A 15,751-nucleotide genomic window follows, 5' to 3' on the forward strand; every position below is an offset into this window, starting at 1 on the left:
GGCCAAGCCAGTGTTCCCCGTCAGATCAGCGCCACCTTGAGGTGATCGGCCAACCGCAGCGCCAAGGCCACGATGTTGATCGTCAGCATGGCGCAGCCTCCGGTCGGCACCACGGAGCCGCCGGCGACGAACAGGTTCGACAGTCCGTGCACCCGGCAATCACCGTCGACCACGCCGGTCTTGGGATCGGCGCTCATCCGGGTGGTGCCCATATAGTGGCTGGACTGGTGGATGGTGTCGGGCCACGGCTGTTCCGGACCCGCCGGGATCAGCTGGAGCCGCCCACCACCTCCCGCACCCATGCCGCGGGCGACGAGGTCCTGGCCGGACGCCCAGGTCCGCTTGTCCAGCTCCGTGGTCCGCCAATCCACCACCATGCGGCGCAGGCCCAGCGCGTCCCGGTCGTCTCCCAGCATGATCCTGCTGTCGGGGTTGGGAACCTGCTCGAAGAAATGCTGGACCTCGTAGACGCTGGACGCGCTCTTGTCGTTGAACCAGCGGTTCCAGGTTCCCTTGAGCGCGGAGCCGAAATCTCCCAGCAGGGTCTCGACATCGTGGCGCAGGTGCTCCGATACCTGGCGGTGCTTCAACCGGGCCACCAGATGCCGAAGCGCCTGATAGCCCGCCGTCTCCTCGCCATCGAAGGTCTGGTTGATGAAGGCGACATAGTTGCCGATGCCCTCGGCCTCCTGTCGCGCCGGGGTTGGCTGGAACCCGATCAGCATGTCGACCCAGGTGGGGGCCAGCCGGTCGGCCCAGCCCTCCGGATCATAGAAGCGGTAGACGTCGATCGCGTCGGGGATCATCACGCGGCCGGCGACCATGTTGAGGTGTTCCATGAAGTACCGGCCGACGACATCGTGGCCGTTGGCCAGTCCCGCCGGCGCCTTGTCGTTGGACAGCAACAGCAGCCGCGCGTTCTCGATGCCGGCGGCCAGCACGACGGCGCGGGCCTTGATGGTGTGGGTGTGGCCCGTCAGCGTCCTGACGTCCAGTTCGGTGACCTTTCGCAGGTCGTCGTCCGTCCGCAACGCCACGGCGGTCCCATTCAGCATCACGGTGACGTTGCCGGCATCCGGTTCGAAATCGGCTTTGTAGCGATGGCCGAAATGGGTCCGTGGGCTGCGCTGATAAACCTTCTCCTGGACCAGGCTCTTGTCCAGCGGCAGCCGATAGGCCGCGAAGTCCGGTTCCACCCCCGCCCACTCGTCGGCGTCGAAACCATGGCCGCCCAGTTGGAACAGCGGCTTGGCGCGGTTCCAGTAAGGCTTCAACTCGGCATGCCCGATCGGCCAGCCGGAGAGCGGCACCCAGGGACGATCCTGGAAGTCGATCGGGTCCAGCGGCGCGCAGTTGCCGCCCCAGAGGCTGGTCATGCCGCCGAACAGGCGGGCGCGGAAGCTTTCCAGGTCCAGGATCAGGTCGGACTGGTTGCCGGCCACGTTCAAGGCCGCCGTGTCGGCCTGGAAGTCCATTCCGCCGCTTTCCAGCAGGATGACCTTGAAGGGAGACCCCAGCATCTCGCGCGCGATGGAGATGCCGGCGGCGCCAGCGCCAACGATGCACAGGTCGGCGTCGAACCGCTCCCCATCGGAGAGTTGGCGAAGATCAAGGAACATGGGCTACCCGACGACGTGCGATGCAAACTGAAGGTTTGGGTACCATGTGGTCGACGCGATCATAGGGCCGGACCGCCGTGGTGGCCGATATGCGTCACATCCAGGAACTTGCGCGCGACACCCCGCAGCGCCACCCGGGACCGGCGGCCGGCCGCGCGGCCCAGACGCTTCGACATGCGGGGAACGCTGAAGAACGGATTGCACAGCAACGCGAGCGTCAGGCACAGCGCCGCCTGGGAGACCCTCTTCTCCGCGTGGTGGACGCTGGCGTTGCGATAGTTCTGCCGCGCCTTGCCGTCGATCCATTCCAGGAAGCGGATGAAATCCGGAGCGCTGTCGAGCGCCCCCATGAACTCCTCGGGGGTGCGCATGGGCCGCCCGGCCAGGATGGCCCGGTTGCGGGCCTCGATGTAGCGGATCAGCCGAATCTGGTGCGCGGCCTTGCCCGACGTGATGCTGCCGCCATGGACGCGGTAGTCGGTCAGGATGGTCGGCAGCACCCGCGCCTGCCCACGGGCCGTCATGCGGTGGAGAAGCTCCAGGTCCTCGGCGGAATTGAAGAACGGATCATAGCCGCCGATCTCGAGCGCGATGTCGCGCCGGAACATGACGGTCGGTCCCTGGATCACGAACATGGAGCCGGCCAAGCGGGTTTCCTCGAACTCGGCCGCTGTCGTCGGTCCCGTTCGCAGCGTGCGCAGAGGCTTGCCCGCTCGATCGACCAGACGGGCGAAACCACCCCACAGAACGACCGATGGGTCCTGTTCCGCCGCCCTGATCTGAAGCTCCAGCCGGGCCGGCACCATCACGTCATCGGCGTCCAGCCGGGCGATCCACGGGTATTTGGCCTGGAACAGGCCGACGTTGCAGTTGCGGCTGATGTTTCGGCTGTTGTTTCGAAGCAGCCTGATCCGGTCGTCCTGGCGCGCCAGCCGTTCCACGATTTCGATGGTCGCGTCGGTCGAGCCATCGTCGCACACCAGCAACTCGAAATGCGGGTATGTCTGGGCCCTGACGCTTTCGATCGCTTGCTCGATGAATTCGGCGGAGTTGTAGGACGGCATGACGACTGAGATCATGGCGGATATACCCTGCTTTTTTAGACTTAAATTTGTCTCCCTTGATAGCAGGCATGACATTCGGCGTACGCGTCCTAATCGGCCCTAGAACACCCGGCGTAAAAGTAACCAATCCAGATGATGTTGCAAATTTACCGGGCAATTCGCGCGCTTTCGTGTGACGCGCCCAAGAGACTGGTTTGGCGCGGGATTTTGCCCTGAATAAGCCATAATGTTCACTTTACGTTCCGAGTTTTGGCGGTTATCCTGATCGGCATGGACGAGATCGCGCGCAGGGCTCTGAAGGGGCGGGGTGCCATCGGGAACGAGAGTTCGCGCTTCGAGCGCGAGCGCCGCGTACTGGTCGATGACGGCTGGTCAGGAGCTTGGGTCCCTGGTGGCGACGAGGATCCGCCGCCGCTCCGGACCACCGTGTCCGACGACGCCTCGCGGACGATCATCGCGCGCAATGACTCGCCCGATATCCCGTTCGAGCAATCTTTGAACCCGTACAAGGGTTGCGAGCACGCCTGCATCTATTGCTTCGCCCGGCCGACCCACGCCTATCTAGGCCTGTCGCCTGGTCTCGACTTCGAGACCCGGCTGTTCCGCAAGAGGAACGCCGCCGACTTACTGGCCAAGGAACTGCGGGCCAAGTCCTACACTTGCCGGCCCTTGGCGATCGGAGCCAACACCGACCCGTACCAGCCGATCGAGCGGGATGAGCGGATCACCCGCTCGGTGCTGGAGGTCTGCCGCGACTTCAACCAGCCGATCGGCATCATCACCAAGTCGGGCTTGGTGACCCGCGATCTCGACATCCTGGCGCCCATGGCGGCCAAGGGGCTGGCCAATGTCTCGGTCTCGATCACCACGCTCGACCGCGACCTCGCCCGCCGGATGGAACCGCGCGCCAGCACGCCGCCCAAGCGGCTGACGGCCGTGCGGGAACTGGTCGCGGCGGGAGTGCCGGTGTCGGTGCTCGCCAGCCCGATGATCCCCGGCCTCAACGACCACGAGATGGAGGCGATCCTCGAGGCCGCCGCCGGGGCGGGCGCCACGGGGGCCAGCTATATCTTGCTTCGCCTGCCGCTGGAGATCAAAGACCTGTTCGAGGAATGGCTGCGCGAGCACGTACCCGACCGGGCCGCCCGCGTGCTGAGCCTGATCCGTCAGGCGCGGGCTGGGGCGCTGTACCAATCGGACTTCGGCACCCGCATGACCGGGACCGGTCCGATCGCGGACCTGCTGTCGCGGCGCTTCAAGCTCGCCACCCGGCGCCTGGGGCTGGGCGGCCGGCGATGGGAACTCGACTGTTCCCAGTTCAAGCCGCCGCCGATGAGGGGCGACCAGCTGGCGCTGCTTTAGATTTTCCTCCGGCACACGACGCCGATCCACCGAGAGCGGAACTATTTCACCAGGTGTTCTGCCGACCTACGGCTACTGATTTATGATTGAATATCGGGGGGATGGTGGGCGGTACTGGGATTGAACCAGTGACCCTTCGCGTGTGAAGCGAATGCTCTCCCGCTGAGCTAACCGCCCATCCGTGTTCCGCCGGGGCAAAAGCCCGTCCGTGCGGCGGAGGCCCTATTTATTCGGGGCCGCGGTCAATGTCAAGCGCCGGAAGCGTGGTTTTGAATTTGCCGGGATGGGGCCGAGCCCCACATGCATGGGGTGGTTCGATCAACAGGAGGCTACCCCGTGCCGATCATGACGCCATCGCGTTTCCTCCCGGCCACGATGCTGGCCGCGGCAGCCTTGATGGTGGGTGCGCAAGGTGCCTTGGCGGCGGAGAGGGTCAGGCTCGGCTACGCGATCTATGCCGGCGGGTTCGAGGTTCTCCAGGCGTCGATGCTGCTGGATGTCCAGCGGAACAGCTACTCGGTCGAGGTCAGCGCCGAGACGCAGGGGCTGCTCGGCACGTTCTTCCCATGGCGGACCCTGTCGCGCTCCGACGGCGTGCTGCGGGCGGGCGAGGCCGAGCCCCGCGTCCACCAGCAACAGGGAAGCTGGCGCGGACAGGGGAGGACGGTGCGCCTCGACTATGACGGCGCCGGTGGTGTCGCCGCCGATGTCATGCCGCCCGACGACCCGGCCGAGCGCGAGCCGGTGCCGCCCGAGATGATCCCCAACACGACCGATCCGCTCTCCGCCGTGCTGTCGGTGGCGGCCGGCGTCGCCCTCGGGCGCGGCTGCACCGAGACGGTGCCCGTGTTCGACGGCCGCCGCCGCTACGACCTGAGTTTTCGAACGGTGGGAAACCGTCAGCTGGCGCCCAACCGGTACTCCGTCTTCAGCGGTGCCGTCACCCAGTGCGAGGTCACCTCCAAGGTCCTGGCCGGCAACTGGAAGCGGGACGGTGCCGCGACCGAGGAGGAGAAGCGGACGCCCTACGCGCTGATGCTGGCGCCGGTGATCGAGGGAATGCCGCCGATCCCCGTCAGGCTGGAGGGTGCCAGCCGGTTCGGCGACGTGATCATGCACCTGACCTCCGCCGACGCCGCCCAGTGAGCCGCCAATCCGTGGCACGATTTCGCCCCTGGTCGGGCGGCATTGGACACCCATCTCCCTCGATATGACAGACCAACCAACCCCGTCTCCCGCCGCGACCGTCTATTACGACGGCGGCTGCCCGATCTGCTCGCGCGAGATCGCCCTCTACCGGCGCCGCGACGTCGAAGGCCAAATCCGTTGGCACGATCTGCGCGCCGAGCCGATCGCCGCGAATGGCGATGGCCCTGGTCAGGAGGCCGCACTGGCGCGCTTCCACCTGCGCCGCGCCGATGGCGTCTGGCTTTCGGGTGCGGCGGCTTTCGCGGCCCTCTGGTCGATCGTCCCCGGCTTCAAGACGGTTGGCATGTTGGCCCGTCTTCCCGGTATGCTCTGGGTGCTGGAGCTGGCCTATCGCGGCTTCCTGCGCGTACGGCCTCAGCCCGCGGGCGCCGTGTGCTCGGACGGTTGCCGTAGCGCCTGAGCGTCCACCAATCAGTCCGGGAGTAGGTGGTGTGAGAGCCATGACGATCATACCGCTTTTCCTCGTACTGGCCATCATGGTCGGGGTCGGGCTTTGGCTCTGGACGCCCGATAAATCGCGCGCGGACCTGGAGGCGCGCTATCTCCAGTCGCCGGACGACCTGATCGAGGTCGCCGGCATCCGCCTCCATGTCCGCGACAGCGGCTCTCGCGAGGCGCCGCCCAAGGCGCCGGTGGTGATCCTGATCCATGGCTTCGGGTCCAGCCTCCACACGTGGGAATCCTGGGCCCGCGAGCTGTCGGTCGATCACCGGGTCATCAGCTTGGATCTTCCAGGGTCCGGCTTGTCGGATCCGGACCCGACCGGCGATTACACGGTCGGACGCGACGTGGAGATCGTCAGGGCCGTCATGGACGCGATGGGGATCGATCGCGCCAGTTTGATCGGCCAGTCGATGGGCGGCAGGATCGCCTGGAACCTCGCCGCCCGGGACCCTGGGAGGGTCGAAAAGCTCGTCCTGATCGCCCCGGACGGGTTCGCCGCTCCCGGCGTGGAGTATGGCCGCAAGGCGGAGGTCCCGTTGCCGATGAGGCTGATGCGGTATGCCCTGCCGCGGGTTCTGCTGAGGATGAACCTGGAACCGGCCTTCGCCGATCCGGCCAAGATGACGGACGCCTATGTCACCCGTTATCACGACCTGATGCTGGCTCCCGGCGCCCGCGACGCCTTGATCGCCCGGATGGAACAGGACACACGCGAGGATCCCGTTCCCCTGCTGCGCCTGATCCAGGCGCCGACGCTGCTGCTCTGGGGTACCAAGGACGCGATGATCCCGATCGCCAACGCCGCCGATTACCTCGGCGCCTTGCCGAACGCCAAGCTTGTGCGCCTGGACGGCATCGGCCACGTTCCCCAGGAGGAAGCGCCCGCGGCGGCCCTGGAGCCGATCAAGGCGTTCCTCAAGCCTTGAGGCATGGCAGCCCCAGGGTCAACGCCGATAATCAATGATACCCGGCATCCTCGGTGATCTTGCCGCGGAAGACGTAATAGGAATAGATCGTGTAGATGACGATCGTCGGGATCAGGAAGGCCATCCCGACCAGCAGGAACTCCTGTGTCTCCGGCGGCGACGCCGCGTCCCAGATGCTGATGTCCGGTGGGATCACGTTGGGCCACAGGCTGACCGCCAATCCCGCGAAGGACAGCAGGAACAGCCCCATCGACAGCAGGAAGGGCTGGACCTCGCGGCGGTTGTTGATCGCCCGCCAGAACAGCAGCCCCAACCCCACGGTCAGGATCGGCACCGGCGACAGGTACAGGATGTTCGGCCACGTGAACCAGCGGGCGGCGATGGTCTCGTTCGCCAGCGGCGTCCAGACGCTGACCAGGGAGATGAAGCCGATCACGCCCAGGAATAGCGGCTTCGACAGCTTGTAGGCCCAGGCCTGGAGCGTCCCCTCCGTTCGCCAGATCAGCCAGCCGCAGCCGAGCAGCGCGTAACCCAGCACGAGGGCCACGCCGGTGAACAGGCTGAAGAGGGAGAACCAGTCGAACATGCCGCCGACATAGCTGCGGTTCTCCACGGTGAAGCCCTGGATGAAGGCGCCCAGCGCCATGCCCTGCGCGAAGGTCGCGACCAGCGAGCCGAAGTGGAAACTGGCGTCCCACAGGTACCGGCTGCTCTTGGCCTTGAAGCGGAACTCGAACGCGACGCCCCGGAAGATCAGGGCTATCAGCATCGCCAGCAACGGCAGGTACAGCGCTGGCAGGATCACCGCGTAGGCCAGCGGGAACGCCGCGAACAGGCCGGCGCCGCCGAGGATCAGCCAGGTTTCGTTGAAGTCCCAGACCGGGGCCACCGAGTTCATCATGACGTCCCGGTCCTCATGCCGTCCCGCGAAGGGAAACAGGATGCCGAGGCCGAGGTCGAAACCGTCCATCAGGACGTACATGACGATCGCGAAGGCGACGATGCCGGTCCAGATCAGGGTGAGGTCTTGCCACCATTCCATAACAATCACTCCGCCGGTTCGATGGCTTCGTCGGTGGCCGACAGGGGCCGCTTCGGCCGCCCGGTATCCAGTCGCGCGTTCTTCGTGGTCTCCCCGCGGTGTGGCTGGGGACCCAATTGCAGCAGGCGCAGGATGTAATAGGTGCCGGCGGTGAAGATCAGCGCGTAGGTCACCATGAAGGTCACCAGCGAGGTCAGGGCGCCTCCCGCCGTCAGCGACGGCGTCACGCCATCGGCGGTCCGCACCAAGCCTTGGACCATCCAGGGTTGCCGTCCGATCTCGGTGGTGAACCAGCCGGCGATGATCGCGACGAAGCCGGCCGGCGTCATGGCGACCGAGAGCCAGTGGAGCCAGCGCGTCTCGAAGGCCCGCCCGCGCCACCGCAGGAAGGCGTAGGCGGCCCCGACGAACAGCATCAGGAAACCGATCCCGACCATGATTCGGAAGGTCCAGAAGACGATCGGCATGTAAGGCCGGTCCTCCGGCGCGAATTCCTTCAACCCCGGAACCACGCCGTCCAGCTCATGCGTCAGGATCAGGCTGGACAGATAGGGGATGCCGATCTCGTAGTGGTTCTCCTCCGCCGCCATGTCGGGCAGGGCGAACAGGATCAGCGGCGCTCCGGCGCCCCCTTCCCAGTGCCCTTCCATCGCCGCGATCTTGGCTGGCTGCATTTCCATCGTCTTCAGGCCGTGCAGGTCGCCCAGCAGGATCTGCAAGGGGGCCAGCACGACGATCATGCCCATCGCCATGGGATAGTTGATGCGGGTGTATTCCGGGAAACGGCCCTTCAGCATGTACCAGGCGCTGATGCCGGCGATCACGAAGGATGTCGTCAGGAAGGCCGCCGTCACCATGTGGGCGAGGCGGTAGGGGAAGGACGGATTGAACACCACTTCCCACCAGCTGGTCACGAAGAACCGGCCGTCACGGATCTCGAATCCGGCCGGGGTGTGCAGCCAGCTGTTCGACGACAGGATCCAGAACGACGAGATGATGGTGCCCATCGCGACCATCAGCGCCGCGAAGAAATGCATGCCGCGTGGCACCTTGTCCCGGCCGAACAGCAGGATGCCCAGGAACGCCGCCTCCAGGAAGAAGGCGGTGATCACCTCGTACTGGATCAACGGGCCCAGCACGTTGCCGGTGATGTCGGACCAGCGGCTCCAATTGGTGCCGAACTGGTACGACATGACGATCCCGGACACCACGCCCATGCCGAACGAGATGGCGAAGATCTTCGTCCAGAACTCGGAAAGCCGGCGATAGACGTCGCGGCCGGTCCGTAACCAAAGTCCTTCGAGAACCATGATCCAGTTCGCGAGGCCGATGGTGAAAGCCGGAAATAGGATGTGAAAAGATATCGTGAAAGCAAATTGAATGCGCGACAACATCAACGGATCGATGTCCATTGTCCGCTCCTGTCCCTGACCTGCGTGTTCCGAAGCGGCGCTTTGGATCGCCTTGCCTCCGGTACCACCTAGCTGGCGCTTGGCGATACCTTGACCAGTGCGACGACTTGGCATCCCTCTTTGGAGCCGCGAACCCCCCGCGGGCCCCTCGATGGGCGGTTCAATGGACGCGGGAACGAAACGTTGCGGTGATTTCGCTCAGGAACTCATCGGCGGCCCAATTTATCGAGCAGGCCATCGAGGGCGGTCGGAAGTTCGGTGAAGTGGTCGATGATGGCGTCGGCACCCATCTCGGCCGTCGGCACGTGCGGATAGCCGTAGCTTGCGGCCACCACGGGGATGCCGGCGCCGCGCGCCGCCGCGATGTCGTTGTGGTTGTCGCCGACCATGATGGCGGCGCCATCGGTCACGCCAAGCTGGTCCATCACCCAGCTGACATGGCCGCCATCGGGCTTCCGCACCGGCAGGGGGTCGCCGCCGGCGACCGATCCGAAATACCGGGCGAGGTCGAGCTGGCCCAGCACCTCGCGGGTGACCGTCTCCGGCTTGTTGGTGCACAGGCCCAGGCGCAGGCCACGCGCCAGCAGCAGGTCCAGCGTCTCCAGCACGCCGGGAAAGATCTGGTCCGGCGAGGCGCTTTCCCGTTCGTAGAAGTGCAGGAAGTCGTCGTAGATCTTGGGAGCCTGGTCGGGGTCGAGGGGCGCGCCGGTCGCCTCGAAAACCCTGCGCAGCAGGATCGGGGCGCCGTCGCCGACCATGCCTCGGATCTGGTCGACGCCGACATGCGGGCGCTCGTACTTGGTCAGCAGCTTGTTGACCGCCGCCGTGATGTCGGTGGCGCTGTCGATCAGGGTGCCGTCCAGGTCGAAGATGACGGCTTGAAGCTCGGGCATCGAAGTTTCCCCAAATGAGTCAGTCCAGGTCGAACAGCCAAGACCCCGTCCCAAGAGCCCAGCCCAAGAACCCATCGAGGGCTTTGGCCTTGGCCGGAGGTGTGGCACAAGGGAGGCCAAACACCTCCCGTGAACGCGGATCGAACGATACCGGCAGCATGACAATGACACACCAGCGTACAGATTCCAGCCGTCCCTTCGCCTGCATCATCTTGGCGGCGGGCAAGGGCACCCGCATGAAGTCCGACCGGCCTAAGGTGCTGCACGAGGTCGCCGGCCGTTCGATGGTGGGCCATGTGGTGGCCGCCGCGTCGGCTTTGGCGCCGGAGCGGATCGTTGTCGTGGTCGGGCCCGGCATGGACGACGTCGCGGCCGAGGTCGCCCCCCACGCCACCGTCGTGCAGGAACGCCAGCTCGGCACCGCCGACGCCGTCATGGCGGCGCGGCCTCTGCTCGACGGTTTCGCCGGCGACGTCGTGGTGGCCTATGGCGACACGCCGCTGGTGACGCCGGCGACCCTCTCCGCGATGATCGCCGCCAGGGGAGGGCGGGGTGGTGGCTCGGGCGGCGATCCCGCCGTGGTCGTGCTCGGCATGCGGCCGGATGAGCCCGGCGCCTATGGCCGGCTGATCCTGGGGGCGGACGGCGGCCTGGAGGCGATTGTCGAGTACCTGGACGCGACGGAGGAGCAGCGGGCGGTGACCCTATGCAACGCCGGGCTGATGGCGTTCGACGGCGGGCGCATGTTCTCCCTGCTGGACGGCATCGGCAGCGACAACGCCAAGGGTGAGTTCTACCTGACCGACGCCGTCGCCGTGGCGCGCGCGGCGGGTCATTCCTGCCGCGTGGTCGAGGGACCGGCGGAGGAGGTGATCGGCGTCAACTCTCGGGCGGAACTGGCCGTCGTCGAGCGGCTGATGCAGGGCAGGCTGCGGGCGGTCGCGATGGCGGGCGGTGCCACATTGGCCGATCCGGAGACTGTCTATTTCAGCCACGACACCCGCCTTGGCCGCGACGTGACGGTTGGGCAGAACGTCGTGTTCGGCCCTGGGGTCGAGGTCGGCGACCGGGTCGAGATCCGCCCCTTCTGCCATTTCGAGCGGGTCCGCGTCGCGTCGGGCGCCCAGATCGGCCCCTACGCCCGGCTGCGTCCGGGCGCCGATATCGGACCGGACGCCCATATCGGCAATTTCGTCGAGATCAAGAACGCCCGGATCGACCAAGGCGCCAAGGTCAACCACCTGACCTATATCGGCGACGCCACCGTCGGAGCCAAGGCCAACATCGGCGCCGGCACGATCACCTGCAACTACGATGGCTTCTTCAAGAGCCATACCGAGATCGGCGCCGGAGCCTTCATCGGCTCCAACTCCGCGCTGGTGGCGCCGGTCACGATCGGCGCCGGGGCCATCGTCGGCGCCGGCAGCGTCGTCACCCGCGACGTGCCCGCCGAGGCCCTGGCGGTGGAGCGCGCCAAGCAGGCGGTGTTCGAGGGCTGGGCCACCAGCTTCCGCGCCCGCCGCGCGGCGGAGAAGGCGGCGAAGTCCAAGTAGCCTCGGATTATTGGCTGGGGCGGGAGATACCCATGCTGGCATGCCGGCATGGGACCGCCTATATTGAGGCCATCGCATCGAGGACGAAACATGGGCCATCTGGCGCTCGACAGGTACAAGAACATCGAAGCGAAGCTCGATGCCTTCTGTGATCGCTGGAAGGTCGCCGAATTGGACCTGCTGGACCTACCGGAGCAGGAGCGTTCCGACCCGGAGGCCGAACTGGACGTGCTCGTGACCATGCGTCCCGACGCGGACTGGACCTTGTTCGACCGCGTCAGCATGCAGGATGAGCTTTCCGACATCTTCGGCCGCAAGGCTCATTTCTACAGCTGGACCGGATTAGTCGAGTTTGGCGATCGGGATCGGGCGCGGATGTTCCGCGATTCCGCCCACCGACTTTACGTCGCCGTCTGAATGTCACCGTCCGACCGGCTGGCGCTCGGGCACATCCGCGACGCCTGCGGCTTGATCGAGAGCTTCGTCGGCACGCTCGACGCGACTGGGTTCGAGAATGACAGGCGGTCGATATCGGCGGTGGCTTACCAGATGATCATCGTGGGCGAGGCGACCAAGCGGCTCTCCATGGTTTTTCGGGACCAGCACGGCGGGATCAACTGGCGGTCAATCGCCGGTACTCTGGATGTGCTGGTCCACGACTTCCAGAACCTCGATGTGATCATACTCTGGCGCGCCGCCACTCGGCACGTGCCCGCTCTGGGATCGGCCGTCGCTGGCATGCTCGAACCTGTCATGCCCGCCGCGACCTGATCAGGGAAACCAGGGGTCCATACAAGAAACACGCTAAGCAAGGAGACCACCGATGAGCGTCATGACCCAAACCGCGAACGCGCTAGGCTTGAAGGATGCCGGGCTGTTGCGCGGCCAGTGTTATGTCGACGGTCAGTGGATCGATGCCGACAGCGGCAAGACCATCGACGTCACCAATCCGGCCAATGGCGAGAAGCTGGGCACCGTTCCGGCGATGGGCGCCGACGAGACGCGCCGCGCGATCGAGGCCGCCAACAAGGCCTATCCGGCGTGGCGGGCCAAGACCGCCAAGGAACGCGCCAAGATCATGCGCGCCTGGTTCGACCTGATGATGGAGAACCAGGAGGATCTGGCCCGCATCATGACCGCCGAACAAGGCAAGCCGCTGACCGAGTCGCGGGGCGAGATCGCCTATGCCGCCTCGTTCATCGAGTGGTTCGGCGAGGAGGCCAAGCGAGTCTACGGCGATACCATCCCGCAGCACCTGGCCGGCCGCCGGATCGTCGTGACCAAGGAGCCGATCGGCGTCTGCGCCGCCATCACGCCCTGGAACTTCCCAGCCGCAATGATCACCCGCAAGGCGGGTCCCGCCTTGGCGGCGGGCTGCCCGATCGTGATCAAGCCGGCCACGGCGACTCCGTATTCCGCCTTCGCCATGGCGGTGCTGGCGGAACGGGCCGGCGTGCCGGCCGGCATCCTCAGCGTGCTGACCGGTTCCGCCAAGGAGATCGGCGGCGAGATGACCGGGAACCCGATCGTCCGCAAGCTGTCCTTCACCGGCTCGACCGAGATCGGCAAGCAGCTGATGTCGCAATGCGCCGGCACGGTCAAGAAGGTGTCGCTGGAACTGGGCGGCAACGCGCCGTTCATCGTGTTCGACGACGCCGACCTGGACGAGGCGGTCAAGGGCGCCTTGGCCTCCAAGTACCGCAACGCCGGTCAGACCTGCGTCTGCGCCAACCGCCTGCTGGTTCAGAACGGCGTCTATGACGCCTTCGCCGCCAAGCTGGCCGAGGCGGTCAAGGCGCTGAAGGTCTCCGACGGCATGGAGGAGGGGGCCCAGCAGGGTCCGCTGATCGACATGGCCGCGATCGAGAAGATCGAGGACCACATCCGCGACGCGCTGTCCAAGGGCGCCCGGGTCGTCGTCGGCGGCGAGCGTCACAAGCTGGGCGGCACCTTCTTCCAGCCGACCATCCTGGCCGACGTCACCACCGAGATGAAGGTGACCCGCGAGGAGACCTTCGGACCCGTCGCCCCGCTGTTCCGCTTCGACACCGAGGAGGAGGCGGTGCGGATGGCGAACGACACCGAGTTCGGCTTGGCCTCGTACTTCTACAGCCGTGACATCGGCCGGATCTGGCGGGTCGCCGATGCCCTGGAATACGGCATCGTCGGCATCAACGAGGGCATCATCTCGACCGAGGTGGCTCCGTTCGGCGGCATGAAGGAGAGCGGCACCGGCCGCGAGGGCTCCAAGTACGGCATCGAGGACTACCTCGAGATCAAGTATCTGTGCATGGGCGGCATCGACAAGATCTGATTTCCAGCTCAGGTTTCAAAGGTCGCCAAGGCTGATGGGGGGTGTCGGATGTGGTTCCGATGCCCCTCGATCGAAAAATGGTAAGCGTTCCTCAATCGAACCGACGATTTTGCATGACCGGAGCCCCTGTTCCGGTCTATTCCAAAAGGTTCGAACCAATCGCGGTGCGGCGCGTACACGTTTCAAGCGCCACCATCGCGAGCCGGTCCCAACAAAGGACGCACAAGTGCCGCCGCCAAGACATAATCGCCCCTCCTTCCGAAGCCAGAACCGAGCCCCCGGCATTGATGGCGGCAGTCCCGAAAGGGTCCGCGGCGACGCCATGACCAAGCACGCGCGGTATCTGGATCTGGCGCAGGATGCCAAGGCCGCTGGCGACGAGATCACCGCCCAGGGCCACCTGCAATACGCCGAACACTGGTACCGCACGGCCATGGCCGACCGCAGGCCGCCCGATCCGATCGAGCAGCCGCAGGACGACGACGGTCAGATGATGATGGACCAGGGTCCCGGTGGCGGCCCCGGCGGTCCGAATGGCCCGAACGGCGGTCCGAACAACATGGACCGCAAGCCCCGCCGGCGTGGCCAGCGCACGGGGCCCCTGCGCCGCCGTCCGCCGCCGGACCAGCCGCTCTAGGCGGCTTCGGGCCCGCGGCTCACGGGAGGTCGCTCACGGAAGATCTTCGACCGCGACCAGGATGCCGACGCAGCGGTTCAAGGGTTCCGACACCCCGTCGTTCGTTGGCATCGGCATCTTGGCCTCGCCCATCCCGACCGTTTCGATCAGGTGACCGGGAACTCCGGTCCGCTCCAGCAGCTTGGCGACCGACCCAGCGCGTGCCAGAGCCAATTCCTCGTTGAAGGTCGCGGACCCCACGGTGTCCGCGTAGCCGACGATCCTGATCGCCCGCACCCGCAGTTCCGATATGAAGCGGCTGGCCGTCAGGGTCTTGCGCTCGCCGCCGGGCGTCAACGTGGCGCTCCCCGGATTGAAATGCACCTCCTGGATCTTGAACAGCATCTGGCTGAGATCCGGCTGTGCGCCCACGCGTGCCCGCGTCGGCACCACCGAAACGTCCGATGGCAACCGCTCGGCCGGCGCCAGCGAGGTGACGGCACCGGGCTTGCGCGCCGGCGCGTGTGCCGGCTCCTCGCCTCTGGCGGCGACGGCGATCCGTTCCGGCTTCTTGGGCGGGATGGCGGCGACCTGCGGGTCACGCGCCGGGCTCGGCTTGGCCGGGCTTGGCTTGGTTGGCGGCGTCCTTACTGGAGCCGCCCCTGGAGCGGCCATCCTGTCCGGTGACGCGGAGGGGGAGGGCGACCCGGCCGAGGGCTCCGATCCGGTGATGGGAGCCGGAGCGGGAACCGGCTCTGGCTCCGGCTGGGATGGGGTGATCCCAAGGGAGGCTTCGGCGTCCTCCTCCTGATCGTCCGCGCCCGCCAATTCGTCCGGTGGAATCGATTCGCCACCCGCTTCCGGTTCGTCGCCGGTGGCGCCCGCGACCACACCGGGCTGGGCATCGGGCTCCGGGATGACGGCTTCCGGCTCGTTTAGACCTGGCGGCGTGACCTCCGGCGGCGTGGTCGGCACCGGCGATGGCTCTGGCTGGTTCGCCAGTTGATCCTGTGGCTGACCGGCGCCCTGGTTCTCCGCGACCGAATCCTGTGACGTGGCTGAGCTATCTTTCTTTTCCGACTCGCTGTCGCACGCCACCAAGGCGAAGGCGAGAACAAGACTAAATAAGCGGGCGTTATGCCGCTTCCTCCAAGAATTCATTGTCAGGCCCCGTTCCCCGTAATTTTACGGATCGACCGTAGCCACCGGATCAGGCATTTCGCTTGTGGCAATTCGTGGACGGAGACGCCTTGTCGCAACACTGTGTCTCGATTTACACAGTTATCCTGTCGCGCGT

15 protein-coding genes and 1 tRNA gene are annotated in these 15,751 nt (G+C 66.0%); 9 read left to right on the plus strand and 7 right to left on the minus strand.

Annotated elements, in window-relative coordinates; translation table 11 throughout:
* Nucleotides 1-20: 20 nt before the first annotated feature.
* Both N825_RS24195 and N825_RS36870 read right to left on the minus strand, forming a co-directional pair.
* The gene (locus N825_RS24195; RefSeq protein WP_037457809.1) at nucleotides 21-1,619 is read right to left on the minus strand and encodes an FAD-dependent oxidoreductase; all 1,599 of its coding nucleotides are present in this window, start codon (nucleotides 1,617-1,619) and stop codon (nucleotides 21-23) included.
* 59 nt (nucleotides 1,620-1,678) lie between these two features.
* Nucleotides 1,679-2,698: a glycosyltransferase family 2 protein gene (locus N825_RS36870; RefSeq protein WP_051512908.1), complete on the minus strand. Its 1,020-nt coding sequence runs from the start codon at nucleotides 2,696-2,698 to the stop codon at nucleotides 1,679-1,681.
* 255 nt (nucleotides 2,699-2,953) lie between these two features.
* Between N825_RS36870 and N825_RS24205 the strand changes: the two genes are divergently transcribed.
* On the plus strand, nucleotides 2,954-4,045 hold the full coding sequence (locus tag N825_RS24205) for a PA0069 family radical SAM protein (RefSeq protein ID WP_037457924.1): 1,092 nt from the start codon (nucleotides 2,954-2,956) through the stop codon (nucleotides 4,043-4,045).
* A gap of 102 nt (nucleotides 4,046-4,147) precedes the next feature.
* Here N825_RS24205 and N825_RS24210 read toward each other — a convergent pair.
* Nucleotides 4,148-4,222, minus strand: a tRNA-Val gene (locus N825_RS24210).
* 168 nt (nucleotides 4,223-4,390) lie between these two features.
* On the opposite strand from N825_RS24210, the gene N825_RS24215 reads away from it, so the two are divergent.
* The 3 genes from N825_RS24215 (at nucleotide 4,391) to N825_RS24225 (ending at nucleotide 6,624) form a co-directional block, all read left to right on the plus strand.
* Nucleotides 4,391-5,191 (plus strand): DUF3108 domain-containing protein, encoded by an 801-nt coding sequence (locus tag N825_RS24215; protein WP_245613220.1) that lies wholly within the window; start codon nucleotides 4,391-4,393, stop codon nucleotides 5,189-5,191.
* Between the two features lie 64 nt (nucleotides 5,192-5,255).
* Nucleotides 5,256-5,654 carry a thiol-disulfide oxidoreductase DCC family protein gene (locus N825_RS24220; protein ID WP_037457812.1) on the plus strand — a complete coding sequence of 133 codons (399 nt, stop codon included), beginning with the start codon at nucleotides 5,256-5,258 and terminating at the stop codon, nucleotides 5,652-5,654.
* 40 nt (nucleotides 5,655-5,694) lie between these two features.
* Nucleotides 5,695-6,624, plus strand: coding sequence for an alpha/beta fold hydrolase (locus N825_RS24225; RefSeq protein WP_037457816.1), 930 nt, complete (start codon nucleotides 5,695-5,697; stop codon nucleotides 6,622-6,624).
* A 31-nt stretch (nucleotides 6,625-6,655) separates the two neighbouring features.
* Here the strand turns inward: N825_RS24225 and cydB are convergent, their stop codons facing one another.
* The 3 genes from cydB to gph form a co-directional block, all read right to left on the minus strand.
* Nucleotides 6,656-7,666 (minus strand): cytochrome d ubiquinol oxidase subunit II, encoded by a 1,011-nt coding sequence (cydB, locus tag N825_RS24230; RefSeq protein WP_037457818.1) that lies wholly within the window; start codon nucleotides 7,664-7,666, stop codon nucleotides 6,656-6,658.
* Nucleotides 7,667-7,671: 5 nt separating this feature from the next.
* Nucleotides 7,672-9,078, minus strand: a complete 1,407-nt coding sequence (locus N825_RS24235; protein ID WP_037457820.1) for a cytochrome ubiquinol oxidase subunit I — start codon at nucleotides 9,076-9,078, stop codon at nucleotides 7,672-7,674.
* 206 nt (nucleotides 9,079-9,284) lie between these two features.
* Complete coding sequence (gene gph, locus N825_RS24240) at nucleotides 9,285-9,971, minus strand: phosphoglycolate phosphatase (protein WP_037457823.1); 687 nt, start codon at nucleotides 9,969-9,971, stop codon at nucleotides 9,285-9,287.
* Nucleotides 9,972-10,129: 158 nt separating this feature from the next.
* Between gph and glmU the strand changes: the two genes are divergently transcribed.
* From glmU to N825_RS38080, 5 genes are all read left to right on the plus strand, one after another.
* Nucleotides 10,130-11,524 (plus strand): bifunctional UDP-N-acetylglucosamine diphosphorylase/glucosamine-1-phosphate N-acetyltransferase GlmU, encoded by a 1,395-nt coding sequence (gene glmU, locus N825_RS24245; RefSeq protein WP_245613217.1) that lies wholly within the window; start codon nucleotides 10,130-10,132, stop codon nucleotides 11,522-11,524.
* Between the two features lie 90 nt (nucleotides 11,525-11,614).
* The gene (locus N825_RS24250; protein WP_051512912.1) at nucleotides 11,615-11,941 is read left to right on the plus strand and encodes a hypothetical protein; all 327 of its coding nucleotides are present in this window, start codon (nucleotides 11,615-11,617) and stop codon (nucleotides 11,939-11,941) included.
* Nucleotides 11,942-12,295, plus strand: a complete 354-nt coding sequence (locus tag N825_RS37560; RefSeq protein WP_063833915.1) for a HepT-like ribonuclease domain-containing protein — start codon at nucleotides 11,942-11,944, stop codon at nucleotides 12,293-12,295.
* Between the two features lie 52 nt (nucleotides 12,296-12,347).
* Nucleotides 12,348-13,838, plus strand: a complete 1,491-nt coding sequence (gene gabD / locus N825_RS24260; protein ID WP_281174376.1) for an NADP-dependent succinate-semialdehyde dehydrogenase — start codon at nucleotides 12,348-12,350, stop codon at nucleotides 13,836-13,838.
* 34 nt (nucleotides 13,839-13,872) lie between these two features.
* A complete protein-coding gene (locus tag N825_RS38080; protein ID WP_084165029.1) occupies nucleotides 13,873-14,475 on the plus strand; it encodes a DUF4167 domain-containing protein in 603 nt (200 codons plus the stop codon).
* 33 nt (nucleotides 14,476-14,508) lie between these two features.
* Here the strand turns inward: N825_RS38080 and N825_RS24270 are convergent, their stop codons facing one another.
* Complete coding sequence (locus N825_RS24270; protein ID WP_198038878.1) at nucleotides 14,509-15,429, minus strand: OmpA family protein; 921 nt, start codon at nucleotides 15,427-15,429, stop codon at nucleotides 14,509-14,511.
* Between the last annotated feature and the right edge of the window lie 322 nt (nucleotides 15,430-15,751).

The organism is Skermanella stibiiresistens SB22, from assembly GCF_000576635.1.
GTDB lineage: Bacteria > Pseudomonadota > Alphaproteobacteria > Azospirillales > Azospirillaceae > Skermanella > Skermanella stibiiresistens.

Bases quoted from the DNA above. Each gene is read 5' to 3' on its own strand.
- N825_RS24195 (WP_037457809.1), bottom strand. From the start codon at position 1,619: ATGTTCCTTGATCTTCGCCAACTCTCCGATGGGGAGCGGTTCGACGCC.
- N825_RS36870 (WP_051512908.1), bottom strand. From the start codon at position 2,698: ATGATCTCAGTCGTCATGCCGTCCTACAACTCCGCCGAATTCATCGAG.
- N825_RS24205 (WP_037457924.1), top strand. From the start codon at position 2,954: ATGGACGAGATCGCGCGCAGGGCTCTGAAGGGGCGGGGTGCCATCGGG.
- N825_RS24215 (WP_245613220.1), top strand. From the start codon at position 4,391: ATGACGCCATCGCGTTTCCTCCCGGCCACGATGCTGGCCGCGGCAGCC.
- N825_RS24220 (WP_037457812.1), top strand. From the start codon at position 5,256: ATGACAGACCAACCAACCCCGTCTCCCGCCGCGACCGTCTATTACGAC.
- N825_RS24225 (WP_037457816.1), top strand. From the start codon at position 5,695: ATGACGATCATACCGCTTTTCCTCGTACTGGCCATCATGGTCGGGGTC.
- cydB (WP_037457818.1), bottom strand. From the start codon at position 7,666: ATGGAATGGTGGCAAGACCTCACCCTGATCTGGACCGGCATCGTCGCC.
- N825_RS24235 (WP_037457820.1), bottom strand. From the start codon at position 9,078: ATGGACATCGATCCGTTGATGTTGTCGCGCATTCAATTTGCTTTCACG.
- gph (WP_037457823.1), bottom strand. From the start codon at position 9,971: ATGCCCGAGCTTCAAGCCGTCATCTTCGACCTGGACGGCACCCTGATC.
- glmU (WP_245613217.1), top strand. From the start codon at position 10,130: ATGACAATGACACACCAGCGTACAGATTCCAGCCGTCCCTTCGCCTGC.
- N825_RS24250 (WP_051512912.1), top strand. From the start codon at position 11,615: ATGGGCCATCTGGCGCTCGACAGGTACAAGAACATCGAAGCGAAGCTC.
- N825_RS37560 (WP_063833915.1), top strand. From the start codon at position 11,942: ATGTCACCGTCCGACCGGCTGGCGCTCGGGCACATCCGCGACGCCTGC.
- gabD (WP_281174376.1), top strand. From the start codon at position 12,348: ATGAGCGTCATGACCCAAACCGCGAACGCGCTAGGCTTGAAGGATGCC.
- N825_RS38080 (WP_084165029.1), top strand. From the start codon at position 13,873: ATGGGGGGTGTCGGATGTGGTTCCGATGCCCCTCGATCGAAAAATGGT.